Source organism: Halobacteriovorax sp., from assembly GCF_041587335.1.
Taxonomy (GTDB): Bacteria; Bdellovibrionota; Bacteriovoracia; order Bacteriovoracales; family Bacteriovoracaceae; genus Halobacteriovorax.
Window position 1 is genome coordinate 22,426 of the sequence record NZ_JBFGYP010000006.1, and the last position, 24,551, is coordinate 46,976.

Sequence of the window (24,551 nt, forward strand, 5' to 3'; positions counted from 1 at the left end):
CCTCTATTTAACAATTTTCAAATATGGAAAAAAGTCATTCACTGTATTTAAAATTTCTTCTTTATTTTTTACAAGTAACCAATCAAGTGTGTCTTCAAGATTATCTTTTCTACTTAAGACATAACTTAATCTTCTTAGATCATCATAATTATCATTAGCAACACATGACTCATTCTCAAGAGAGCACAGACTTCTTATTGAAGTATTCTCGACATAATTCCAAAGAGAATCCATACCAACGCTTGATTTATATGAAGTTGCTAGAACTTCTCTTAATTCCTTCGTTCCCTTTTTCTCAACTTGAATTAAATATTTATAAATATTAGATACAATTTTATATACAGATGATGATCTACTCTTCTTTATAATATTCTCCACAAATGAAGTAACACCACCTCTAATAAACATTAACTCTCTAACTGCTGAATACGTGCTATTGAGTATAAACCAATACTTCTTACTCTTCTCTACATTGCTAAGCTTTTCATATAGAAAGCTAACAAAGTTCAAAGTTGGTGATAAAGTATTTTTGAGTTTAAAGTCTTCTGCATCAAAGCTATTCTTTAGTAACTTATACTCATTCATTATTTGATTTAAAATATATATAAATTCAAAAGAAGTACTATTCTTAAAGTTTTCGCTATCACCTGTTCCGTATACCTGCTCTTCACTTCCTAGATACGTTGATATATAAATTGACTTAGCGACAATTTCTTCGATTTTTCTAACTTCAGAATAATCTAATTCATTTATCCACTCTACAATATCTCTTACAGCGTCTTGATCATCAGAGCTGATTGTATTAAGTAATTGCTCAAAAACATCAATAATTTCTCTCTCAGAAACTCTTGAAAGCAGCATATCGTTAACTCTTTTAAACTCAGCAGAATTTACAAAATTTAAAAACTCTTCTCTAGTACGACCTACTCTATCATGAACAACACGACCTAAATTACTGAATCCGGCCATTTCTGATATATAGCCTAGAGCCTTTCCATTGTGCTTTTTCAATAAGTGATCATCCAATGGAAACAACTTAACCTCTTGAGCCTCAAGAGCGGATGATGCAACAAAACTATACATGAAAGCTTGCATCAGTTCTCCATACTTCATTCTAGGCTCTAGATCATTTCCATTATTTACATCAACTAAACCATCGTAGGCCCAGTATGCGTTCTTTCCTTTTCTTCTTTCATCTTTAGTCATAGATTTTCCACATCTAATTCCAGGAGTATTCAAACATACTCCCATCAATCGTTGTTTTTCTTTAACAACATCTGTGTAGTCATCTCCCTTTACAACAGCATTCAAATACTGAACGCCAAGATAATTATCTCTAAAAGAAACATTTCTAATAACATGATCAATTCTTTCTGAAGTTGTCATTGTATAATAAAGCTTATCGCCATCAAGCGAATCCCTATATTTTACTTTTTCTCTATTTACCTTGAGGGACTTGTCTGAAAGATCATAGAGGTAATTAAATGACTCATATAATGTTAACCTTTTATTCTTTGACTCATCATGATCTAGAGGTATCTGTAATCCCCCGTTAGGTAATGCAGCTTTAAGAATATATTCAATTGGTATTCCTTCTGAATCCTCATAGCGAGTCACCATCTGCTTTACAATTGAATTGATATTTTCTTTAGCAAGCTCTTCGGAAGGACAAACACTACCACCAACATGAATATTAATGTAGTTACGACATGAGTACTTGCTATCTTCAACATATTTTTTCTCTACGTAGTTTGCATTCCATTCCTCAAATTCATTTATATACTCTGGTAGTATTTGAAAAATCTCATCGACTCTATCCTTATGATGAACTAACTCAGAAATCGCCCCATTTCTCAAATCCATCTCAGAATCATTTCCCAACCAATTTAAGCTAATTTCTAGAGCAGCCTTAATGATAGAGACACCTCTGTTGCCTTCTTGCCCAATGTCGAATAAGAACTCCTCAACTGTATGGAAAAGAAATTCAATACTTCTCCCACTATTTGATAATTCTTTATCTATAGAAATAGCAGAGCCAATCCCCCACATAGTCATCTCAGGAGAGAGTATTCCTCCCGGTTCAAAAAGATGCTCGAATGTATTACCTGGATACACCTCTTTGAGTTCTACGAGGGTCTTTGAGAGTCCTCCTGATAGATTATCTAGAAAATAAGTATTGTTAAGCTCTTTACAATCCTCTGGGTAACTCATCGACAATTCATAAATTGATTTTTTTTCTGATAAATGCTTTGCACATTCAACTATCGCTGCATTATCTCTTTCAGAAGTAGTTACTAGTTCAATCACTGGAGCTTTGTAATTTATTCTTTCATCTAAGTTTTTTACAGAAAGCTTACTAATTTGATAGTTAGCACTACTTCCGTTTGATGTTAAAACTTTTAATAGTTCTAGAATATGGTCGCCTGAAAAGAACTTTTTATAGTCTGTTAAAATTTCCTCTCCTGAAAAGTTTGAGACTATTTTCTTCAATGATTGAAATGTTCTCTCACGACTTTCCTCATCCTTATTATAATACTCACCTATCCTTACCCAATCAGTAGATAATTCTTTTAAAAACTGAGAATAGAACGCAAACAATCTTACATAATTAGTATTAGAATCTAAATGTACATCAATGAAGTTAAATAAGAAGTTTTGCTCTTCTTCATTCCAAAACAGCCAAGATTTTGCCCAGGATGTCAGGTCTTTAGAGCTAGGTGTAGCAAAAAGGTCATTCAAAATGAATGCGACAGAATAAAATATATCCTCATTTGAGCGCTTTATAATTGAAAGCCCTGTAGCGTAAAAGTCATCACTATTTTCTACAACTGTCCTATTAATCTCATTTGAAACATTAAATAAATCTCCAGCAAGAAGTGAAACAAGATAATCTTGATCGTAATCCACAAGTTCAAGTGTAAATTTAACGATATCTATCGTTGGCATTTTAGCCAATATATCAACTGAATACTTAAGTACATTTGAAAGATCTATCGTATGGTTTACATTTCGCTTCTGTGTATATTCATAATAGCTCACAACACGTTTAGCATCTGTAAGGTCTGGACAAATTGGTCTTGCATATATGACTGATTCAGATGCTAATATTAAAGAATCAAAGAATTTCACAATATCATCTTCTTTTAGATGCTCTATCGTATTCGAAACTAATGACTTCAGATCAATTGATAATTTAAGACTCTCATCTGAACAAGTAACTTCATTAGAATATAAAATATTCAATACTTTAAAATCTCTTACTAATTGAGGCTGTTCTTTTACAGGGATACTAACAAGCTTATTAACATAGCTAGTTGTAACATCCTTTCTTTTTACCCACTGATTTATCCAATTATTATTTGAGACAGGCTCTTTCGCTAGAAAGGCTCCACGCAATAGTCTTAAGTCTCCTGATGAGAGTCCCTTTATATATTTCTCAGCTAATTTTGAAACTATCATTATTCTTAATTTATTAAAAAAGTTAGTACTATTAAACTTAACGATTTCTCTTCTGAGTTTTTCAGAATCACTACCTAGGCTATTGTTAAATTCATCTATAACATTTCCAATTTCTAATAATAGATTCGGACTTCTATCAAACACCAGTAACAGATTCTTAATATCTGATTTATCAATACTACCTAATCGATTATCACAGCTAGCGCTCTCATTGTTCTCTGCGCATTCAAATAAAGCATTAATACCATCATAGAAGTTCGTATCTGTCAGAGCTGTTATAACTCTTCCAAGATCATCTAAAGCTCCATCTTTATCAAGATCTTGATAATATTTTATAAATCGATCACGTCTTTCTCTATCTCCAAAAAAAACTGAGTCAATTGGGGAAACTAAGTCGTTCCAAGATGCCTCAGGAGTATCCACTAAGGCCTTAAACATTTTTACAAATTTCTTATCCCAGCTTGTGCATACAAATAAATCTATCAAGTTATTTCGATACAGAAACCCTTCATAAAAAGTTATACTAGAGCATGCCTTAAGTTGTTCAAAGTCTCGCCTAGTCCTAGTCTGATCTGAAAATACTTCGGGCGCATCTTGCTTGAAACAAGATCCTAATAAAATTAGAAGTATTAGAATGATAGATTTATTAAAAATATTCATTTATTTTTTAATTCCCTTTGTCATAAATCGAACAGCTTTCCCTGTATTTACCTCGTACTTTGCAAACTCTAACGTTGAATGAACTGTTCTCTTATTTGGTTTTCCATCATTGTTTGTTACAATTTCTTGAGACGTAGAAATATCTACTTTTGAAGGGAATCCAAATCCTGAGTATGACTTGTAATCGAATTCATTTTCAATGGTCGTAAGTTGTACACCTTGAATTAGCTTAACTGTCATTTTATCTACAACCCATTTATTATTACTCCAACCCTTAACTCCCAGTTCGAATGTTGATGTATTCACACCTGTTGGACTAAATGTTTTAAATTCTTCAAGCATACCATTTGGCTTAAATTTTAATTGAATTTCAGACACTGGCCTTGAGCCCGTTCTATCTGTTCCCTTTACGCCTTTGCCACTACTTGTTTTGAAATACTTTAACTCATAGCTACGTACTCTAGGAGCAAGCTTTAGAGGGACAACAAAATCTAATCTATTTTTAATCATCTGTTTTAATTGATATTTGACTTCATCAAAGCCTTTTGGAAATCCATTAACTTGTATTTGATATTGGCCAGGAAACATCCAGTAAACTTTAAAGTATAAATCTTCTATTTTTCCAAAACTTTGTCTCTTGTTTAGCGTATCAACAAGATTTGATACTCTTACTTCAAAAACTAAATCTTTTAGACCATAGCTTTCTGGGTGATAATAACGAATATCAAATTCATTAACCTCAGGGATATTTAATGCGGAAACATTAAGCGACATAATTATTAAAACAAATAAACTTATAACTCTCATTACTACCTCAGATTTGAGTCTTAAAAACTTATTCTATTTTACATTTTATTCTAACTTCACGAAATGATTGAAATTCTTTCCTTCCATGTTGGGTCTACATAGACATCAATTCTTTTCTCTTTTTTAAAAATAACCTTCCCTGCTGCACCTTTCACAGATTTCAAGTTTTTTACCTGAGTATATACCATTGGTACTTGCTGTCCCTCAAAATTACTATGGAAAGCTAACACACTACCTATTAATTCCAGCAACTTAGGATCTAATCTTGCTTGTGTATTATTCTTTAAAAAGACGTGTGAACTCTTATCTCCATCAATATGAAACCAAAGGTCTTCCTTTTTGCTCCAGTTTTTCCTAAGCCAATCATTACTTATACTATCAAGACCTACCGCGAGCTCTAGGCCGATTGAAATTTGATATATTTTTCTATTGACACTATTTACCTGACTATTAACGTCTTCTTTTGAGCTTCTCCAGACGGGTTCAACAGTTTTACCAAGTCCCTTAATTACATAAACATCACCACTCACCCACTTCTTAAACTCTTCCTTAGTTCTTGAAAGTCTATCTTCGAGAATAGTCTCTGCTCTTTTAAAGGCCTTTATTTTTTTATAAATGACATCTCTTTTTTTATACTCATTAAAATTCACGTCAATGCGAAAAGGAATTCCCATTAATTCAAAACGATAGTCTGTAGGAACTTTGAAGTCCCCTTGCTCCATCAAATCCCTTAGGTCTCTCCACTTTTTAACTTTCGTAAAATCTTGTTCAATATTTTGAATTTTTCTTTGAAAGAATTTCTTCTTTCTCTTTGGAAACTTATGTACATCTACATTCTTACTCAATTTTTCAAAATACTCTTTATCTGAAAATACTTTATTTACAGGCTTCTCTGCCTTATAACTTCCTGCTCCAACTTCTTTATAAATTTTAGAGATAGTATTTCCCTCCACAACCTCTTGCCACCCTATCCAGCTGCAGAAAATTCTTTCTACAGACTCTGTTTTCTCATGCAAGGAAAAGTATAGATCTCTACCTTTCCAAAAGAGGGTTAAATTGTAGTGGGACTCTCTCTTTGTGAAATATATATTAACGACTCTATCTTCAAGAAGAGTTTCAATTTTGTGTACAATTCCACCTTGAACATACTTACGACAAAACTCTATAAACCGGTCTCTAATTCTATATTCCGAAGGAACGGCATTCTTTCCTATAAATATCCCTTCATACTTTTGCCCACGGCCAACATATAAATATATAGACTTTCCAGGTAAACGAAGAGACATAGAAATATAATGAGGTGTTGAAAAGATTTTTTGTACTACTGGAGTACGAACTCTCTGGTCAATTACACATAAGCTATTGTATTCTTCTATAATATTATTTAAATCTGCAACAGTTTGTATCATGGCACTCAACTTATTAGATAATTCATCGTCTTTCTTAGAATATCTCGACTGGAACGAGATTCTTGATAAAATATGCTCATTTTCTTACTTTGAACATACCAAAGGTATTATTCCAGAGCTCTTAAATTATAAACCTAATCATATTATAAATCGAGACTTAAGCTTTCTTGATAAGTTTATCGATGATGAAGAAGTATACAATACAAGTACTATTGATATTTTTAACTCTATTCCAAGGTCTGACGAGCTTGAAAGACTATTATCTTCTATAGAGAAAAATATTATTCTCAACCTTTCAGAATTAAACACTATTTGTAAGCTTCTTGAGAATTACCCTTCTCTTGAAAGAACCTTTGAATCCTTCAATATAGAGCATAACTACCCTGATCAATCTATAAAAAGTAAGATTAGAAATAAGTTTATTAATAAGTTTAGAGTTTTAGTTTCAAAAGATGGTCAAGAAAGCCTTGAAAATCATCCACAACTATCTCCTTTATATAAAGAGCTAAGGGAAATTGAGCAAGGTCTAAGAAGGAATATCTCTACCTCTGCGAAAAAAGATCTGTATTCTAAGGTCCTTCAGTACAGTGAACACGATATTATAAATGACAGGTATGTACTTGCAATAAGATCTGATTCATATAATTCAAAGCTTGGAGTTATTATTGCTAAATCTAGTACTGGTATGACTCTATTTGTAGAGCCTTACGAGCTACGAGAAAGAAGTAATCAACGAATTCAAATAATGGCCCAAATAGATGCCATTATAAACGAAATCTGTAAAAACTTTTGTAATACTATTTTAGAGTTCGAGAGAGCTCCTCTCAATGCATTACATTTTTTCTACAAAATAGACCTCATAAGAGCAAAAGCTAATTTTTCAAATGAACTTGGTCTTTCAAGACCGACACTCAATGATACAAAAGAAGTCTACATTAAAGACTTCTTTCATCCCTTGATAGATAACTGTGTTCTAAATACCATCAAGCTTAATGATACTTCTAAGGGATTAATCATTTCAGGGCCAAACACTGGTGGAAAGACAGTTACTTTGAAGTCTATTACTCTTTGTTATTTAATGTCATCGATGGGACTTTATGTTCCAGCACGAGAATGTAATATTTTTCTTCCGGAAGGTATCTACTACTTTTCACATGACCAGCAGGATCTCTCTAGTGGCCTAAGCTCCTTTGCCTCTGAAGCAAAAAACTATCTAGAGTTACTTAGTGAAATAAGCGAAAACTCTCTTATCGTTGTCGATGAAATCTTTAACTCAACTTCATCTGAAGAAGCATCTGCTCTAGCAATTTCTTTCTTAGAACAGATTCACAGCAGGTCAGATGCGCGCGTTATAATTTCGACACACCATCAGTTTTTTAAAACTTATATACACTCTTCTAAAGAATATATTTCTTCTCATGTAGGCTTTGATATTGATACGAGTAAACCAACTTATAAGTTGAACTTTGGGTCTCCTGGTAGTTCAATGGCCTTTAAGATATTTGATATCTTGGCATCTAAATTTGGTCTTAGTAATACAATATCAAGTAAGGCAGAACATATTCTTGATAAAAAACAACTCTCATATGAGCAATTACTCCAAGAACTTTCGCAAAAGAAAGCAGAGCTAGATAAAAAGCTTTTAGAAAATAGACAAATAAATATAAATTTAAAAAATCAAAAGAAATCAATGGATGGACTTGTCCTACTTGAAAAAGAACGTATTACTGCTGAATACAAAAAGAAGTTAGATAAGATCATTTCTCAAGCCGAATCTCTTCTTGTTGAAACGAAAAAGGGAAAAATAGATTCAAAGAAACAATTCAATAAGAAAGTTGTTTCTCTAACTGGAAGTATTCCTGATCCAAAGAAACAGAAGTTTAATGATCACTTAAATAGAACGGTCACAGAAGTAAAGCTCTCAATAGAAAATATCAAAGTCGGAGAATATGTTTATTCTCCAACCTTCAATAGAAACCTAAAAGTTATTGCTGTTAATATTCGCAAGAAAGAAATACAAATACTAAATGGAAAAATGACTCTCTGGATGAGTATAAAGAACCTATCCCCTTCTACTCAAAACAAGGTACCTCAACAGTCTGTACAAGTGAACTTTACAAAGTCTGTCTCCGGAAAACTTGAGATTGATGGAAGAGGCATGAGACTAGATGATTTCCAGCGTCTTACTGATGACTCTATTCATGAGTTAATAAATGGAGATATACCATTTTTAAATATTATCCATGGTCACGGTGAAGGTATCTTAAAGAAATGGTTAAGGAATCATCTAAGGACATTTAAAGAGCTAGATTGGCAATCAGAAGATGGCAATGACGGTGCGACAAGACTAACTCTAAAAAATTGATGTCCCAATTCTAGAAGGTCTAAAAATAAAGTCACCATCATCACTCGCTGGAAAACTTAGAGAGAACCATATTAGCTCGGCCCTTCCTTTTACATAGGAAAGTGGAACTGTCCCCCAAAACCTTGAATCATATGAAAAGTCTCTATTGTCGCCCATAACAAAGATTTCATTTTCTGGAACAATTATTTTATCTTTATTTACGAGAAAGTAATTATCGCTATCCTGTTGTATTATATATTTTCTCTCACCATTTTTAACGCTAAAAAACTTTAGCTTATGCTTTTTAAACTTTGAGTCCATGTCTTTTAAAAAAGGTGCTGATTCTACTTTTTCTGAGACTGTTTCTATATTATTTACATAGACAACCTTATCTTTAATTTCAATTGTATCTCCTGGAAGTCCTATAACCCTCTTTATGTAATTTATCGAAGGATCTTTTGGAAATTTAAAAACAACAACATCTCCTCTTTTAGGAAGCTCTTGCTTAAAAATATAATTAGGAGTTAAGTTGATATCCCCAATTGCGATATCAGAAAAAGGTACTTTCATTCCGTATGCAAACTTATTAACAATGATGTAATCACCAATTTTTAACGTTGGAATCATTGACCCAGAAGGTATTCTGTACGGCTCATAAAGTGATGATCTAAAGACTAAAACGACAAAGATAATTGAAATAATTAGAAGTACTTCTTTTTTTAAATTGGCAGGCTTTTTCTCTTTAGGCTCAAATTCGCTTAAGTCATCCATTATGTATCCTTATCAGATTTCGTCTTCTCAGAAGTAGAGACATTATCATTTAAGGGGCTAACTTCTTTATAATAAAATTCAATTACTTTTCTTGCAAGGTAAGACGATTTCACATACCACTTCTCTAGGTTAATATTCATAACCGCAATAGAGATTCCCTTTCCATGGTTTTTATTCGTTGGTATAGCAAAGGAAGTAAACCAGTCTCTTTTTCCAAATGGAACTCCACCTGTTATGGAACCTGTTTTCCCACCTATTTCTAAACCTTTTCTAAGCTTTCTATTTAACCTTCTAAATGATCCTCTTGCCGTCCCTCTTTTTACAGTCGCTTCCATTAACTCTTGAAGCTCTCTCGCTGTTGGAACTTCCAACACTCTCTTCGTTCTGTGCTGAGGACTCCAAATTACCTTTTGAGTCACGTTATCATTTATCTCTGTAACGACCCTTGGATAATTAAGAACACCATCGTTTGCTATAACTGATGCCATTACAGCTGCATGGATTGGAGAGATCATTGTCTTCTTATTAAAACCAGATGCTTTCTCTGCTAACTCATAATCTGTATCTGGCATTTCAAATACTGATTTAGATAAACTTATTTCTTCCATCAGCTTTTCGTTAAAGCCAAAATCAGCGGCCATGTCAAAAAGTCTTTCTCCTGATGAATTCTTAATCGCTGCCTTTCCAAAAATAACGTTATTTGAATAAGCAAAAGCTCTTTCAAATGATTGTCTTCTTTGCCATCTAGATTTCTTATCTTTAAGTTGATACTTGTATAATGTTGTCCCTCGTCCTCTAAATTTAAAAACACTATCTTTAGTGACTTCTGACTTTTCAAGTAAATCTGCAGTTGTAACAATTTTGAATAGACTTGCTGATGGATGCGTCGAGCTAAATGGAAGAGTAATATTAAATTGATTCCCCTGCCTCTCATAACCTACAGCTGATAATATATAACCAGTTTCGTTATCTATAACAATTACAGATGAGTAGTCAGAGCGATACCTTTTTAAAATTTTTTTAATATAATCTGTTAAATCATTATTAAATGAGTATTTAATATTTACTTGTTCTTCTTTTAAATCGACTTTAGTAGGAAATGTTTTTTTACTAAAACTAAACGCTTTATTTAGGTTTTCCTTGATTAGCGTTCTAGTTGTAATTATTTCTTCTCGTCTCTCTTCTTTCTTCATAGTCTTCCACATATTGTGAAAACCCAATGCAGAAAGAAAAACTCCCAAGGTCATAAGAATATATAAATTGGCTTTATTTTTTAAGTATTTCATAAGGAATTATTATGCCTTATATCCACGCCCAATGACAAAAAATTCTTTACTCACAGATCTAGTAGATTTTGGCTTCAGAAAGTCATATTGCTTAAACATACTTTTTTGTTCTTTTAGGAATTTCTGCGCCTGATGGCTATCGAACACTTTAATTACCATATTACCGTTTTCTCTAAGGAACACAGGCATTACCTCGAATACTTTTTCAACAAGGTTTAAACTTCTATCCTGATCTACTGAGCGCATTCCTGTGGTATTTGGGGCCATATCTGACAATACAACATTAAATTTATCGTCAGCTCCAAGTTGAGCCGTCGTATCAACATCAAAAATATCTTTTTCAAATAAAGAAACATTTTTTAATGGTAATAGTTTTTTATTTAAGGGCCTAATATCTATTCCGATAACTTTTCCATCAACTCCAACCTTACGGCTTGTATATTGAACCCAAGAACCAGGATGGTATCCAAAATCAACAACAAAATCATTCTTCTTTATGATCTTATATTTATTATCAATCTCTTCAAGCTTGTAGACACTTCTTGCTAAAAAGTCGTCTTTCTTTGCTTTCTTAAAATAGTGATCTTGAACTTTAAAACCCATCAAATAAACCTTGGCGCAAACTAGGCGACCTTCAAATTAACTCTATCTATAACTTGCTCACTAATACCATATTTACGCAGTTTTGCAATTAAGGTGGTCTTACTAATACCTAATGATTTCGAAGCCTTATTAATACCTACCCCCTTATTTACAACCTCATTATAAAGAATTTTTCTCTCCAAATCAGAAATCTGCCTTTTAAAGCTACTATTTTCCCTAGAACTACAGTGAAAACGGTACGGCAAATCCTTTAACTCTATTTGAGGCCTAGTTGATTTCAACATAACCAATTCAATGGTTGTTTTCATTTCCCTATAGTTTCCTGGCCACGAATATAGGGATAAGGCCTTCATTACATCTGAATGGAAATACTTATTAGAGAGTCCATACTTTTCCCTAGCTTTAATTATAAATTCATTAATGGCCTCACTCTTTTGAGCATCAGTTTTTTCCCTAAGTGGGTCCAAAGAAAATGAAACACCACCTAATCTATAAAAAAGATCTTCTCTAAAAGCTCCTTGTCGAACTAACTTTTCTAAATCCTTATGAGTGGCAAAGATAAAGCGACCAGAGAAATTAGACTTTTCAGTTGAACCAACTCTAAAAAACTCACCTGTATCTAAAACCTGTAATAATTTCTTTTGCTGACTTAAAGTAATGTCACCTATCTCATCAAAAAATAAAGTCCCACTTCCAGCTTTCTCACAAAAACCAATCTTATCTGAACACGCCCCAGTAAATGAGCCTTTAGTATGCCCAAATAACTCACTCTCAAAAAGGTTATCCGCTATACCCGCCAAGTTACACTCTACATATCTGCTGTACTTATAACTTGAAGTCTTATGAATCTTTTTTGCTAGCTCAGTCTTCCCTGTTCCTGTCTCACCTTGTATTAGAATTGGATAATTTGAATTAAATAGTGCACGCATAGTAACCTCCAAGACTGAAAGTCTATCCTTTACGCTATATAAGCTGAACTTTAGTATATTTTTTTTAGATCTTATTTCACTAGTGAACTACTTAATGTTTTGAAGTTTTCCTTCCGACACCAAATTAACTCGCCATCAATTCTTATATCATCTAGCTGCTTAACCTCTTTTCCCATTTGATAGAGCTTAAATCCTCTCTCCCAGCAGAGTAATGTTCCAGCAGCAATATCCCAAATATTTTTTGGAGTCTTTGAGTAAACAAAGTCACAAGCACCACTGGCCAACAGGCCTAACTTAAAAGCTATACTTCCCTTAGCAACAATCTCTAAATGATCAATTTCGTCTATATGATTCAGCAATCCTTTCTTTAAATCTCCTTTAGAGACATAACCAAATAGCTTATCTGTATTAAAAATCACAGGCTCCACCCACTTAGAGTGAGAGCTTATTTCAAAACCTGTGAATGGATTAAATAGCCAAGCAAAGCCAGAACTTGGTGTCGTCATCAAAGCAAGGGATACTACACATTCGCCCAGACCTTGAGCTAATTCGCGAGTTCCATCTATTGGGTCTAATATTATTGAAGGAAATCCAAAACTAACTTGTTCTTCCTCACTAAAGAAGTGATATCCATCTTTAACCATGTGCTTCAGGGACATATGTACCAAGTCAGAAATTTCTTGATCTACCAGAGTAACAATAGAGAAATCTGACTTCTTTGATACTCCCAAAGACTCCTGTAATGATTGAGATTTCACTCGATTATTTACAATTTCTAACACTTGATTTCGTAATTTTGTTAATAATTCTTTTGTTATCACGCTTTTTCTCTCTATTTTTTTACAAACCTAACATTATACCAAACACAACTCTAACCTAATATTTCTACTAAAAAAAATGAAAAACTTAGGATAAATATATTGACAGCACGGTTTTACTCACAAAAACGGAGGAGTTATCCACAATAACATAGCCCCCCTGTCAATTATTTGAAGTGATTAAGTTCGTCTTTAGAACGTCCTGTTTTCAACATCTTAACACGGCGAACCTAACACTCTGAAACATTCTTACATTACGCGACAAAAGGTATTCACAAAATCACGCAAGTTATCCACAAATTACACCTTTTTTATATTTACTTTCTAAAATTATATGTCATCTAGTTATCCACACGAAGTCGTATAATTGTTAATATATACTAACAATTTATTCCTTAAATGAGTGTCAAAAACAGTATCAAAGTGACTCTGACTTTGTGGAAGTATTCACTATATAAATAGTGAACTAATTGAACCTTAGTCTTATTCTCTCGTTGAGAATGTTTCCAATTCACCGTGAGATGCAACAGAGTTTGTAATAATGTCTCCATCAGAGTTAGATGACATACCTGTCACAAGCCTGATTTCTCCATTCTCTGGGTCTACATAAACAAATGGTGAAGAGTGTACCTTTGAATTGGTTAATTCAAATAAGTCTAAGAATTCACAATATATTTGATGGGTGAGCCCCGATCTAAACAAAGAAACTCCTTTTCCAATGTTGAACCGTACTCTTACTTAAATTTTATCACAATTTGAGTATTTAACTATCAAATAGTTTTAAGAAAATTTTTACACGACCTTCAAAGTGAGAATCGAGTAAGCAAATAAGTATATAAATCAGATAGATCATATTACGACTAGATCTCAATCTACTGATATGTAAGAAGATGAGCTCCAGAGGAATAAGACTAAATAACGTTACAATCCAGAGAAGTGAGAACCTACTAACCGCTGAAATATTTACAAATGTTCCAAAAGCTAGAATAACAATTAATCCTAAAATGAGCTCTTCCATTTTCACAGCACCAAATTTTAAGACTTGGAAACTTTTAACGTTTGGAAGTAGCTTACGTGCGCCTAGAATTGCAACACCAAAGAGTGATAAGATATAAAATGCCTTCCTATCAATTAAACCAATTAAGTTATCAAATATAATCAGCCCACCAGGGTTATAAACTTTTGAGAATTCAAAATTTACAACAAAGGTAACAAGAGCTAGAACTAATCCAAATGAAGCGTATTTTAACGTTTGCTTTTTAAACCAAATAGTTTTGTCTTTCAAATAAATATACATCAGCATTACTATTTGAATCATCGATATTAATGCGTATGAATGATTTATAATTGTTCCAAAGAAACCTAAAAGACCTATAAATAGACCTGTTCTATAAGTTGAACTCTTAGTAACCCAAAGCATTCCCCAGATCCACACAAGCGAGTAAGTATCTACAAGAGTTGTTCCCAAATTATTTCCTATAATTTTTGAAACACTCCAAGAGGAAATCAAAGCAAACACCCCAAGTAAAGATAATCTTCTTGATATAAAAAATCTTAGAAGAGCATAAAAGGTGAGGAGGTACATTGAAATATTTACGACGTAGAAGTAAGTAACCCATCCAATTTTAAAAAGGTTAGGGTAGCTTTTGAATGGATAAAAGGTAACTGTTAAGAAGTTCCAAAACAGCTGATTAATATGATGACCAGGATCTAAAAAGAATATTAAAGCATCGCTTTGGGCAAGAGCTGGCATCTCAGGCACAGAGAATAAAATTAGACTTAAAATTAAAAATACGAGAGTCTTCTCAAAACTATCAAGGTATCTGAATTCAGAAAAGTTTGTCGTAACAGACTCTTGTATAATCTTTCCTCTTGTAGGCCAAGAATAAAACAACCCCAAAGAACCCCATATAATCCAAAAGGAGTTATAAACCCACTTCGATGGTAATAAATAAAGTAAGTTGAAAATTATTATAAAAAAGAACATCCCAAGAAAGAGTCTATAAACAACTCTATCAATCGATGAATTCACTCGGAAGTAAATCTTTAATCGATGATCTATCTCCTTCCCAAGAAAGAACCACTGACTCATTATAAATGAGCAATAAAGGATCATAGAGATAAATAAATATATTGGCTTAAGTTCAAGCGACTTTTGTACATAAACAGGGATTAAGAGAAATGAAAAGTATATAACTATGCGATATAAGAAGAACTTAGATTTTAAATAGAGTATTCCTGACTTTTTTTCTAAAGTATTATCCATAATAACCGATCATATTAGTACAACATTTGAAAATCTTAATTGATTTCAAATGCCCATTACTCGCTCGAAACGGCCGGATCCCCAATCCGGCCATTTTTATTTTAGGCCATTAATTAACTTACCGAAAGTCATTTTAAGTGTTTATAAAAATTTCTTTTATTCTATTCTCTACAAGGGCCTAGAAAATACTGCCTCATACCTAGTCTCATTGCGTCGAATACTCCATATGCTATTATTTAAAGGCGTATACCGTCTTCTCTTAGGATGAGAGAAGAAACTTCAGGAGGAAGATTTGGGTATTTCTTTTGGCTCCATAGCAACAGGGCTCCCAAAAGATATTGTTAAGCAGATTATCGCTGCGGAGAGAATTCCTGTTAAAAGCATGGAGACTCGTAAAGAAAAAATCAGTGATAAGAAAGCGCTTGTAGGTGAGCTGATAGGGCTCATGGAAGGTATGCGTGGTAGTGTTTTAAAGAATGCTAGTGCTAGATCGCTAAGAGAATTAAAAGTCCAAACTAATGAAGATATCCTTGGTGTTAACGCAGATAAGAATATTGCTCAGCCTGGTACATACCAAATTGAAGTGTCACAACTAGCTCAAAAGTCATCTGCCATGTCATCAGGCTTTGAAAACCCAGATGAAAGTTATGTTGGTGTTGGGTTTATTCAGTACTTTCTTCCAGATGGAGAAAGCAAAGAAATTTATGTAGATTCAGAAAATTCCAGTCTAAACGCTATCTCAAAATTAATTAATCAAGATTCCGGTAATGGGCTTAGAGCTTCTGTAGTAAATGATGGAAGTGGTAGTGATGAGCCATGGAGAATGATTCTTTCACTTGAAGAGACTGGTGATGAAAAACGTGCAGAATTCCCTTATTTCTACTTTGTAGATGGAGACAATGATCTTTATCTAGAGTTTGAAAGAGAAGCACATGACGCCAAGATAAAGCTAGATGGATTTGAAATAGAACTTCCTGAAAACAAAGCTTCTGAACTTATTCCAGGTGTAACTCTTGACTTAAAGAAGGCTCGCCCAGGGGAAGAATTTACATTAAAAATTGATGAAGATACTCAGGCCGTAACAGGTAAAGTGGAAGGCCTAGTCGATAGTATTAACTCCGTCCTAAGCTTTATAAAGCAACAGAATAATATGGACGAGACAACAGACACATCAAGAACACTCGGTGGAGATATAATGCTTCAGTCTCTTGAGGGGCGACTTAGGGCCACAGTCTTTAAAGATATAAAAACAGAATTTGGATTTAAAAGATTTAGTGACCTTGGCATCAAGTTTCAACGTGATGGTTTACTAAAAGTTGAAACGGAAGTTTTAAACAACACACTCTCATCAAACTACAAACTCGTAACTCAGATTCTTACAGGTCATTTTACAGAAGATGGAAAGACAAAGGGATTTATTGATCATCTTGGTGATACGGCTAAGGCCTCACTTCAGTTCCCAAATGGACTACTACAGACTAGAAAAAATTCACTGCAGTCTAACATTGATCAAATAGATAGAAGAATTACGAATAAAGAAAGAATGATTGAACAGAAAGAAAAAAATCTAAAAGATAAATTTGCAAGATTAGAAGGAACAATTTCGAGAATGAAGAGTCAAGGTTCAGGTATCGCCGCAATGGGCGGAGGATCTAACCCTGTGACTCAACTCGGTTAACCATTGGAGGTGGTTATGAGTTATGGTTTAGGAGCTTATAAAAAAACATCAATTCACACAGCAAGTAAGGAACAAATCTTATTAATGCTTTATCAAGCTGCAATCAAAAGTTGTAAAAAAGCAATTGAAGCTATTGATGAGAAGAACATCCCTGCTAAAGGTGAACACATTGGAAAACTACAAGATATTGTTATTGAACTAAATAACAGCTTAGATTTTGAAGTTGGTGGAGATATCGCTAAAGAGCTTTCATCTTTATATGACTTTATTTTATTTTCCAGTACACAAGCAAACATTAAGATTGAAGCAGAGCCTCTTCAAGGCTGTCTGAATGTCTTAAATACTCTTTATGAAGGATGGGGACAAGCAATCAAAACCCTCAGAAAAGAAAGTGCTCAAAAAGAGCAACAGGGGGCTTAATGATTAATCGAATCTACAATTTACTTATGAGACATACTGCCTTATTAGACAGTGGTCTTAAAATTACACACAATATCTATGTTGCAACCTCAAGAGGAGATATCAACCTCGTTAACTTTGAGGCAGATAACAGAGAAAGAATTGTAAATGTTTTGGAAAAATTTCAAACAGAAGTTGAAGATATGGTCTCTACCCTAAAGGCCGACGAAGTCACTCCAGAAATTGTTGAAATTCTTAAAGCATGGCAAAGCGATCTCCACAATTGGTCATGTGAAGTTCAGGCAATTGACTTAAAGTCATCAGAACTACTTGAGAATCAAAAAATGGAAACAACCAAGGAAATTGCTACGATATTCACATCGAGACAGCAGTTCAAAGGCTACAACCTTAATAGTACCAAAAAATAACCTTAATTTTTCCTGAACTCATAACAAATCAAGCCGTTATGGGTTCAGTGTTAATAGGCTAATTTTTATAATCTCATTGACAAAAATACGCAGACATGAGGAAATATAGAAGCGAGAACTAGGATTCGTTCTCCTTCTAAATTCAGAGTTTAACCTTAAGGAAGAGGTAACAAGCGTGTCTGATCACTCAAACAAAGAAAATTTAAATTCATCAAATATTACTAAGGATAACTCAATGGAAGAACTATCTTTATATAGATATGAAGTAAAAGTATCTAAAACGGAACATAAGGTTCCAGTAGTTAATGATGTACACTTACATTCTATTTACAATCCAATCAAAGAAGCTGCGGCCCTTATTGAAAAGAATAAGTCTCTAATAAAAGTTAAAAATGAGCTTTTAGTTCTTGGCCTAGGTTTTGGTTATCATATTGAAGAAGCTATTCTTCTTCTCGAGAAGGAGTGGGGACAAAATTATAAAATTATAGTTATTGAACCGAATGAAAAGGTTTATAGTGACTATACAAAATACTCTTTAATTAATAATAACAATATACACATCTATGCAGCAGAAGAAATTGTTGAACTCTATAAGAAAAAAGAATTCGTCGACTATCTTCTAAACAAACCTGGAATAATTAGTCACCCAGCAAGCTTTAATCTATATGAAAGCTATTTCAAAAACCTACTCTCATATAAAGCGCCTAGAACTGTAAGTAGCTTTTCTAGCTACATTACTTCTAGTCGTGTTAAAGAGTGTGTGAATAATCTTAACCCTGACCTAGATATAACTTCTGCAATTGATGAAAAGCTTTATACCAACAATACCTCAGTAAAAGATGATGACCATTTCTTAATGGCATTTCAAGAGATGGTTAAAGGATCACTTCAGTTAGAAGGAAGAGAATAGCATGAAGAAAATACTTTTAATAAATTTAAGAAGATTTGGTGATATTTACAGCTCTGCACATCTAATAAACTCGATGGTACAGAGTGGGAATTATGATGTTTCAATATTAGTCTATAAAGAATTTGAAAAGGCAGCACTAAATATTGAGGGCGTATCTAATATATACACTATCGATAGAAAAAGAATTATTACACTTACAAAGAGTGAAATATTTAACAATGGTTATGCACTTGAAGAGTTTAATAAAGATCTTTCAACTGTTACAACTCAAGATTGGGATGAAGTTATAAACTTCTCTAACGAGAGAGTTTCTACACATATAACATCACTTCTGAGTTCAAATAGAAAGATTGGATTAGAATTCACATCAGAAATGAAGAATGCATACAGCTCTGACTGGGAAATGCTTTTAAATGATGTCATTACAGAGTTAGACTTCTCACCTATGCACTTCAATGATATTTATCATCAGATGGTAGGTGTAGATACAAGTAAGAATAGTTTAAAGCTCAAAACAAGTACAAATCATAATGAGAATGCATTTAAGAATATTAATTTCCTAAGACAAGCTGAAAAAGGAAAGAATAAAAAAATTGTAGGAATTCAACTCTTCACATCAGAAGAATCTAAAAATATTCCTGAAAAAACTATTATAGAAGTTATTGAAAATCTTCATTCAAAAGATATCGTAACCATGCTTCTAATCGCTCCTACTGAAGATGAAAAAGAAAGAGCTGCTAAAATCAATGATCACTTTGAGGGAAGGCTTGTTACTGTTGAATCTGACTTTCATGCACTAACAAGCGTAGTTATTAATTTAGATTGCCTAATCACTCCAGATACAGCGATTAAACACCTGAGTGACCTAGTAGAAACTCCTTGCCTAGAAGTTAGCCTTGGAGCATCTCCTTTTCTAAAGCAAGGCTCTATAAATGAACAATCCCTTATTTTATCAAAAACGATAGAAGATAGGGACTTTTCAAACAAAGATACTAATACAGACCTTAGATCAGATGACATAGTGAACTCAACACTTTTACTGATGGGACTAAAGTCTTTTAATAGTACACACATTGGTGAAGGATATACTTTATACAGACCATACAAAGATTCCCTTGGAACATCTTATTTCGCTGTAAAAGGTGAAGTTAACTCTGAGCTAGAAGTACAAAGAATTGCATCTAGAATGTATATCTCTAAAACACTACTTGAATCTAATGATGATTCTTTTAGTGAAATGATTCTCGAATTGAAAGGTGAAAATTTCAAGAGATGGATTTCAAATGAAAAAGAAGCAGTAACTAGAACAACAAAAGATCTACTTGGTGCCATACGCTCACTTATTCAAATCGGGGAAGGTGCCAATCAGTCAAAGAACTTCATCAACTCGTTAGGTCATCTTATGGCCCACTGTGAAGATAGTACTATTACTTCAATTCCAAGTTTATTTCTTCGAGCTAGATTAGAGTCTGCACCTACTATGGCTTTGGAAGACTCAGTTAAGGATGTAGAAAAGAACCTATATAAAATGAAGAATGAACTTCAAAAAGTTTATGAAGTCCTAAAAACAATAGAAGATAACTCTAGAAAGCATGAAGCTGATACCGTAATTGAAAACATGGTATCAAATAGAGTTCACCAAGAAACATTATAATTTATGCCAAGGAAGGTGTATGAGTAATTTTGCAACAGAAGTTGTTAACAAAATCGAAGAGATTAAAAAAAGCACAGCTAGTGGTAGTTCTTTATCTCAAGAAGATTTAGAAGTATTATTCCTGGCCTCATTACTAGAAGAGGAAGGTCATGGAAACAGCTAAGCAAGATAATACTGATATACCTCCTGAAACTGTAAAAAAAACTATTGCGATAGTTCAGATACTAAGACTTGGTGATATTATTCAAACGATTCAGACTGCGAAGTCTTTACGTCAAGAGCATGGTGACAAGTATAAGTTACTTCTTATCGCTAGGAAAAAATTTGCAAATCACCTTCTGGATCAAATAAATGAAGTGTTTGATGAGTGTATTACCATCGATCTAAAAGATCTTGTTCTTAAAAGTGAAACAGTAAACTTAGAAAACTCACTAAATAATATTAGAGAGCTTAAAGCAAAAATCTCATCACATAATATAGATGTGTGTGTAAATCTGTCATATTCTAAGACAGCAAATTATTTAATGAGTCTGATTACAGCATCTCATAAGATCGGACCATATTATAACGAGAATGCTAACCTAAACATTAACGATAAATGGTCTCAATACCTTTATGCAAATGTCTTAGAAACAAGTTTAAACTCTTTTAACCTTGTTGACCTGTACAAGCTTATTATAGGCGTCAGCCCTAAAGAAGATAGCTCAAACATAGTTAAGACAGGTAATAAAAACAAAGTATTTATTCATCCATTTGCCTCTGACAAGAAAAAAGTATGGGGTGACAGTAAGTGGGTTGAAGTAATCTTTAAGTTTTTACGAGACAATGAATCTAAAGAGGTTTTTCTAGTTGGTGCAAAAAATGATCAAGAAGCCTGTAAGAAAATAATCAACAATCCACTTTTACAAACATATAACAATAGAATCAATGACCTCACGGGCAAACATAATATTACAGAACTTAAAGAGCTTCTAGATGACGATTCAATGTTTATTGGACATGACTCAATGGTCAGTCACTTAGCCTCTCTAAAGAAAGTACCTATTATAACGATATCACTAGGTACGGTAAGAACTGCTGAAACAGTTCCATATATTGCTGGAGCATATAACTTATCTCCACAGACAAAATGCTTTCCTTGTAAACCCGATACTGCTTGCGACTTCTATCAGTGTCATGCCGATATACCTTATCAAACAGTAAATGAAGCCTTAACGATTGTATCTAATGGCGAAGAGTTAACTAAAGAATCTTTAAACAAAAAACTTTCTCATTTCCACCTAAACTCAATAAACATCACTAAGTCTGCCTATAACTCTCTCGGGCTACTTAGCCTTGAATCTGTGCTAGAAAATGAAGCAACATATGATGAAACAATTAGAAAGTTTTTTACAATTACTTGGAGCTATTTAGTTAGTGAGATTGAGGGTCATAATGAATTCCCTAAAATTAGTGACAAGACTCATCAGAGACTTCTGACAGATATGAAAGGGCTTCAACAATTGTTTGAATTAAGTGAGTTTGGTAAGAAGTACTCGCGCTACATTTTGGAAGAAATATCTTGTGAGACTCCTAATCTGAATAAGATAAAAGATTATTCGAAAAAAGTAGATGAGATAGAAAGACTATCAGACATTGTATCTGAAACTCATCCACAATTAAGTCCAATTATAAACTACGGTAAAGTAGCAAGGGCCAACCTACATGGTGATAACTTAGTTCAATTAACAGAGAGCTCGTTTTATTCATTCCATGACCAGGCAAATGCTACGAGCATTATGTATGAGCTTTGTGAAAAAACACTTACTCAAAATCAAAAAAATAAAACAGTTAAACCTCAAACAACAATAAGGTAGGAACCAGGATGGTCTCAGTAACAGTTAACAACAAAACGATATCAAAACCAGAGCAAGATGCTAGTGTTAATGATCTCATGAACTTTGTACTTAACGAGGTACTTCATGAGGATGAGGTCATTACATCCATTGACATTAATGGAAGACAGCTCTCATACGAAGAGGAGCAATCCTCTCTTACGCTTCCTGTTGAGAAATATAATGATATTAACTTTTCAACAACAAGTAGTTATGAACTTGCATTTGATGCTCTAAACGATTGCTCATCATATATAGACACAATAATTAACAAGATTGGTCTATTCATTGAGTTTCAAAATGAAAACAAGCAGAAAGATGCAAATATGATGTTTGGTGAAGTAGTTGAAATTATGGATCTATATGTCCAACTAATGGCTAAAATTTATAGAACTGTAAGAAATAGACACCAAGAGCAGTTAAAAAATACAAATACATTCCAAACTCTTGAAATACACTTACTTTCTATAATGAAGGCCTTAATTCCCGCAAAAGAGAAAAACGACATTATTATGTTGAACGACTTGCTAGAGTACGAACTTATAGATAACCTGACTCAGTGGAAAATAAAGGCCATACCAGAACTAAAAAAACTCAGAGATCTCTAAAGTTATACATATCAGATAGTGTAGGAGTCGGTGTATTTATGCCGTCTCCTAATATTGAATTCTCAAAAAACCAAATTCATGCAGATTATTCAATATATAAAAATGATGACCTTTATGACATCCATAAGGGGGGCTCAATACTTGGTGAGCCTGTTCTTAAAATTTCTTGTTCAACTTCAGCTAATGCTATCTACCAACTATTAAATGCTCGTTGTGACTCTAAAAAGCAAAAACAAAGAAAGTACTCTTCGTTAACAACTTCTAATATTTCCAAAAGCTCTTCATCTAATTTAAAGCAATTTATTGATATTCTAGAATTTAAAAATTTTATCATAAATCAGTCACTTAAAATTAAAGATACAAGTGAGCTTCCTGAGTATATTTTACAATCCAAACTTTTTAAAGCTTACCAGTCCTGCCAAATCTTAATCCATGAAAAGGGTAGTCCAATCATAGAAACATTTTTCTATGATTCAAACTTAGGACATAGCAAGAAAGAAATATCTGTTTCGACATTCAGTAAGATTTTTAATTTGGTTAAAAAAAGTAAAAACAAGCTCTTTAACCAGTCCCTTATTCTTGAATCTGACATTGGTGTAGTAGGAACCTTTCTAGCAAAAGACATTGAGCTTTCAAAGCACTCTATACTTGTAATAGTATCTAGAAATGATTTCCTAGCTCCTTCGGATATGGAAATAAATATATTCAACTCATCTATTCATTTTATATCTGATGTAATACAAGGAATACTAATAGCTTCTCTAAATAAGCTAAGAACAGAAGTATATAAATCACTTCTTGAAACATATCCAAATCCTCTATTCTTAGATAATACACCTCTCAATGATGCTGCAAAGTATTCAAATATTCAGGATCTCAACGAGTTAAATTCAGTTAAGAACTTATCAGGAAAAAAATTCTTTGAAGTTGGGATTAACAACGAGTCTAATACATCCGATATATATCACCATCAAAGAATATCACTGCTTGGTGAGCTCTTAAATACATTGAAACATGAATTAAGTAATCCTCTCTTTGGACTAAACATGGCTTCAGATCTTTTACTTTTAGAAGACTTTGATGATGAGATGTCTTCCTTTATTCGAAATATTTCAATCAATAGCAAAAGATGTCAGACAATTATTGATAACTTCTCTAAGCTCTATAGGGAAGAAGACAGTTATGAAAAATTCAATATTAAAGAAGTTATAAATGAAACCATACTTCTTACAAAAAGTGAGAGTAAGCAAATACCAAAAGATTTGAATTTTTATAATTTTCAAGCTGAAGAAGATTATATAATTAACTCAAATTCAACTTGGCTCTCACAAATTCTTTTCAATCTAATAATTAATAGTTCTCAAGCAATAAAAAGTCACCACGTAGATTTTAGAGATGAAAGAATAGAAATTACAATAATTAAAAAGCTAGAAGAAATAGAAATAAACGTCTCAGATACAGGTCCTGGAATATCACCTAAGGTGAAAGACCAAATATTTAAACCATTTATAACTACAAAAGAGAAAGGAACCGGCCTCGGCCTAAGTATTTGCTCTAATTTAATAAAAAAATTAAATGGAAAAATTGAAGTTAAACAAAAGGACGATATTGGTACTAGTGTTTCATTCACTCTGCCATCGGTATAAGC

Annotated in this window: 20 protein-coding genes; 10 read left to right on the forward strand and 10 right to left on the reverse strand. The window is 33.1% G+C overall.

Annotated elements, in window-relative coordinates; all coding sequences use genetic code 11:
- Nucleotides 1-3: 3 nt before the first annotated feature.
- The 3 genes from ABX784_RS01970 to ABX784_RS01980 are packed head-to-tail and all read right to left on the reverse strand — an operon-like array spanning nt 4 to nt 6,335.
- The gene (locus tag ABX784_RS01970; protein WP_372651946.1) at nt 4-4,119 is read right to left on the reverse strand and encodes a hypothetical protein; all 4,116 of its coding nucleotides are present in this window, start codon (nt 4,117-4,119) and stop codon (nt 4-6) included.
- The gene (locus tag ABX784_RS01975) at nt 4,120-4,926 is read right to left on the reverse strand and encodes a hypothetical protein (RefSeq protein ID WP_372651948.1); all 807 of its coding nucleotides are present in this window, start codon (nt 4,924-4,926) and stop codon (nt 4,120-4,122) included.
- 56 nt (nt 4,927-4,982) lie between these two features.
- A complete protein-coding gene (locus ABX784_RS01980) occupies nt 4,983-6,335 on the reverse strand; it encodes an NFACT RNA binding domain-containing protein (RefSeq protein WP_372651950.1) in 1,353 nt (450 codons plus the stop codon).
- Between ABX784_RS01980 and ABX784_RS01985 the strand changes: the two genes are divergently transcribed.
- On the forward strand, nt 6,334-8,700 hold the full coding sequence (locus ABX784_RS01985; RefSeq protein WP_372651952.1) for a Smr/MutS family protein: 2,367 nt from the start codon (nt 6,334-6,336) through the stop codon (nt 8,698-8,700). The two genes, ABX784_RS01980 and ABX784_RS01985, sit on opposite strands and share 2 nt — an antisense overlap.
- Here ABX784_RS01985 and lepB read toward each other — a convergent pair.
- From lepB to ABX784_RS02020, 7 genes are all read right to left on the reverse strand, one after another.
- Nucleotides 8,689-9,450 carry a signal peptidase I gene (gene lepB, locus ABX784_RS01990; RefSeq protein WP_372651954.1) on the reverse strand — a complete coding sequence of 254 codons (762 nt, stop codon included), beginning with the start codon at nt 9,448-9,450 and terminating at the stop codon, nt 8,689-8,691. The genes ABX784_RS01985 and lepB overlap by 12 nt on opposite strands.
- Nucleotides 9,450-10,643 (reverse strand): penicillin-binding transpeptidase domain-containing protein, encoded by a 1,194-nt coding sequence (locus tag ABX784_RS01995; RefSeq protein ID WP_372651956.1) that lies wholly within the window; start codon nt 10,641-10,643, stop codon nt 9,450-9,452. The genes lepB and ABX784_RS01995 overlap by 1 nt, the downstream gene beginning before the upstream one ends.
- A 102-nt stretch (nt 10,644-10,745) precedes the next feature.
- Nucleotides 10,746-11,339, reverse strand: coding sequence for an SAM-dependent methyltransferase (locus ABX784_RS02000; RefSeq protein ID WP_372651958.1), 594 nt, complete (start codon nt 11,337-11,339; stop codon nt 10,746-10,748).
- Between the two features lie 20 nt (nt 11,340-11,359).
- Nucleotides 11,360-12,268 carry a sigma 54-interacting transcriptional regulator gene (locus tag ABX784_RS02005; RefSeq protein WP_372651960.1) on the reverse strand — a complete coding sequence of 303 codons (909 nt, stop codon included), beginning with the start codon at nt 12,266-12,268 and terminating at the stop codon, nt 11,360-11,362.
- Nucleotides 12,269-12,339: 71 nt separating this feature from the next.
- Nucleotides 12,340-13,089, reverse strand: coding sequence for an inositol monophosphatase (locus ABX784_RS02010; RefSeq protein ID WP_372651962.1), 750 nt, complete (start codon nt 13,087-13,089; stop codon nt 12,340-12,342).
- 480 nt (nt 13,090-13,569) lie between these two features.
- Nucleotides 13,570-13,788, reverse strand: a complete 219-nt coding sequence (locus tag ABX784_RS02015) for a hypothetical protein (RefSeq protein ID WP_372651964.1) — start codon at nt 13,786-13,788, stop codon at nt 13,570-13,572.
- A 61-nt stretch (nt 13,789-13,849) separates the two neighbouring features.
- Nucleotides 13,850-15,352 carry a hypothetical protein gene (locus tag ABX784_RS02020; protein ID WP_372651966.1) on the reverse strand — a complete coding sequence of 501 codons (1,503 nt, stop codon included), beginning with the start codon at nt 15,350-15,352 and terminating at the stop codon, nt 13,850-13,852.
- A gap of 292 nt (nt 15,353-15,644) precedes the next feature.
- Between ABX784_RS02020 and fliD the strand changes: the two genes are divergently transcribed.
- The 9 genes from fliD to ABX784_RS02065 all read left to right on the forward strand — a co-directional run bounded on the left by fliD (nt 15,645) and on the right by ABX784_RS02065 (nt 24,549).
- Nucleotides 15,645-17,030 carry a flagellar filament capping protein FliD gene (gene fliD, locus ABX784_RS02025; protein ID WP_372651968.1) on the forward strand — a complete coding sequence of 462 codons (1,386 nt, stop codon included), beginning with the start codon at nt 15,645-15,647 and terminating at the stop codon, nt 17,028-17,030.
- Nucleotides 17,031-17,045: 15 nt separating this feature from the next.
- Nucleotides 17,046-17,450: a flagellar export chaperone FliS gene (gene fliS, locus ABX784_RS02030; RefSeq protein WP_372651970.1), complete on the forward strand. Its 405-nt coding sequence runs from the start codon at nt 17,046-17,048 to the stop codon at nt 17,448-17,450.
- Complete coding sequence (locus ABX784_RS02035; RefSeq protein ID WP_372651972.1) at nt 17,450-17,857, forward strand: hypothetical protein; 408 nt, start codon at nt 17,450-17,452, stop codon at nt 17,855-17,857. Before fliS ends, ABX784_RS02035 begins: the two co-directional genes overlap by 1 nt.
- Before the next feature lie 175 nt (nt 17,858-18,032).
- Nucleotides 18,033-18,767, forward strand: a complete 735-nt coding sequence (locus ABX784_RS02040; protein ID WP_372651974.1) for a hypothetical protein — start codon at nt 18,033-18,035, stop codon at nt 18,765-18,767.
- 1 nt (nt 18,768) lies between these two features.
- Entirely contained in the window at nt 18,769-20,421 is a 1,653-nt protein-coding gene (locus tag ABX784_RS02045; protein ID WP_372651976.1) for a glycosyltransferase family 9 protein, read from the forward strand.
- Nucleotides 20,422-20,440: 19 nt separating this feature from the next.
- Complete coding sequence (locus ABX784_RS02050; protein ID WP_372651978.1) at nt 20,441-20,584, forward strand: hypothetical protein; 144 nt, start codon at nt 20,441-20,443, stop codon at nt 20,582-20,584.
- Nucleotides 20,571-22,277 carry a glycosyltransferase family 9 protein gene (locus ABX784_RS02055; protein WP_372651980.1) on the forward strand — a complete coding sequence of 569 codons (1,707 nt, stop codon included), beginning with the start codon at nt 20,571-20,573 and terminating at the stop codon, nt 22,275-22,277. The genes ABX784_RS02050 and ABX784_RS02055 overlap by 14 nt, the downstream gene beginning before the upstream one ends.
- 8 nt (nt 22,278-22,285) lie before the next feature.
- Nucleotides 22,286-22,903 (forward strand): hypothetical protein, encoded by a 618-nt coding sequence (locus ABX784_RS02060; protein WP_372651982.1) that lies wholly within the window; start codon nt 22,286-22,288, stop codon nt 22,901-22,903.
- A 38-nt stretch (nt 22,904-22,941) separates the two neighbouring features.
- Complete coding sequence (locus ABX784_RS02065) at nt 22,942-24,549, forward strand: sensor histidine kinase (protein ID WP_372651984.1); 1,608 nt, start codon at nt 22,942-22,944, stop codon at nt 24,547-24,549.
- The last annotated feature ends 2 nt before the right edge of the window (nt 24,550-24,551 follow it).

What these genes read in the sequence shown, in the direction of transcription:
- ABX784_RS01995 (WP_372651956.1), bottom strand. Translation starts at nt 10,643, where the DNA reads ATGAAGAAAGAAGAGAGACGAGAAGAAATAATTACAACTAGAACGCTA.
- ABX784_RS01980 (WP_372651950.1), bottom strand. Translation starts at nt 6,335, where the DNA reads ATGATACAAACTGTTGCAGATTTAAATAATATTATAGAAGAATACAAT.
- ABX784_RS01970 (WP_372651946.1), bottom strand. Translation starts at nt 4,119, where the DNA reads ATGAATATTTTTAATAAATCTATCATTCTAATACTTCTAATTTTATTA.
- ABX784_RS02020 (WP_372651966.1), bottom strand. Translation starts at nt 15,352, where the DNA reads ATGGATAATACTTTAGAAAAAAAGTCAGGAATACTCTATTTAAAATCT.
- ABX784_RS02005 (WP_372651960.1), bottom strand. Translation starts at nt 12,268, where the DNA reads ATGCGTGCACTATTTAATTCAAATTATCCAATTCTAATACAAGGTGAG.
- ABX784_RS02035 (WP_372651972.1), top strand. Translation starts at nt 17,450, where the DNA reads ATGATTAATCGAATCTACAATTTACTTATGAGACATACTGCCTTATTA.
- ABX784_RS02065 (WP_372651984.1), top strand. Translation starts at nt 22,942, where the DNA reads ATGCCGTCTCCTAATATTGAATTCTCAAAAAACCAAATTCATGCAGAT.
- ABX784_RS02000 (WP_372651958.1), bottom strand. Translation starts at nt 11,339, where the DNA reads ATGGGTTTTAAAGTTCAAGATCACTATTTTAAGAAAGCAAAGAAAGAC.
- ABX784_RS01985 (WP_372651952.1), top strand. Translation starts at nt 6,334, where the DNA reads ATGGCACTCAACTTATTAGATAATTCATCGTCTTTCTTAGAATATCTC.
- ABX784_RS01975 (WP_372651948.1), bottom strand. Translation starts at nt 4,926, where the DNA reads ATGAGAGTTATAAGTTTATTTGTTTTAATAATTATGTCGCTTAATGTT.
- ABX784_RS02060 (WP_372651982.1), top strand. Translation starts at nt 22,286, where the DNA reads ATGGTCTCAGTAACAGTTAACAACAAAACGATATCAAAACCAGAGCAA.
- ABX784_RS02045 (WP_372651976.1), top strand. Translation starts at nt 18,769, where the DNA reads ATGAAGAAAATACTTTTAATAAATTTAAGAAGATTTGGTGATATTTAC.
- ABX784_RS02055 (WP_372651980.1), top strand. Translation starts at nt 20,571, where the DNA reads ATGGAAACAGCTAAGCAAGATAATACTGATATACCTCCTGAAACTGTA.
- lepB (WP_372651954.1), bottom strand. Translation starts at nt 9,450, where the DNA reads ATGGATGACTTAAGCGAATTTGAGCCTAAAGAGAAAAAGCCTGCCAAT.
- ABX784_RS02050 (WP_372651978.1), top strand. Translation starts at nt 20,441, where the DNA reads ATGAGTAATTTTGCAACAGAAGTTGTTAACAAAATCGAAGAGATTAAA.
- fliS (WP_372651970.1), top strand. Translation starts at nt 17,046, where the DNA reads ATGAGTTATGGTTTAGGAGCTTATAAAAAAACATCAATTCACACAGCA.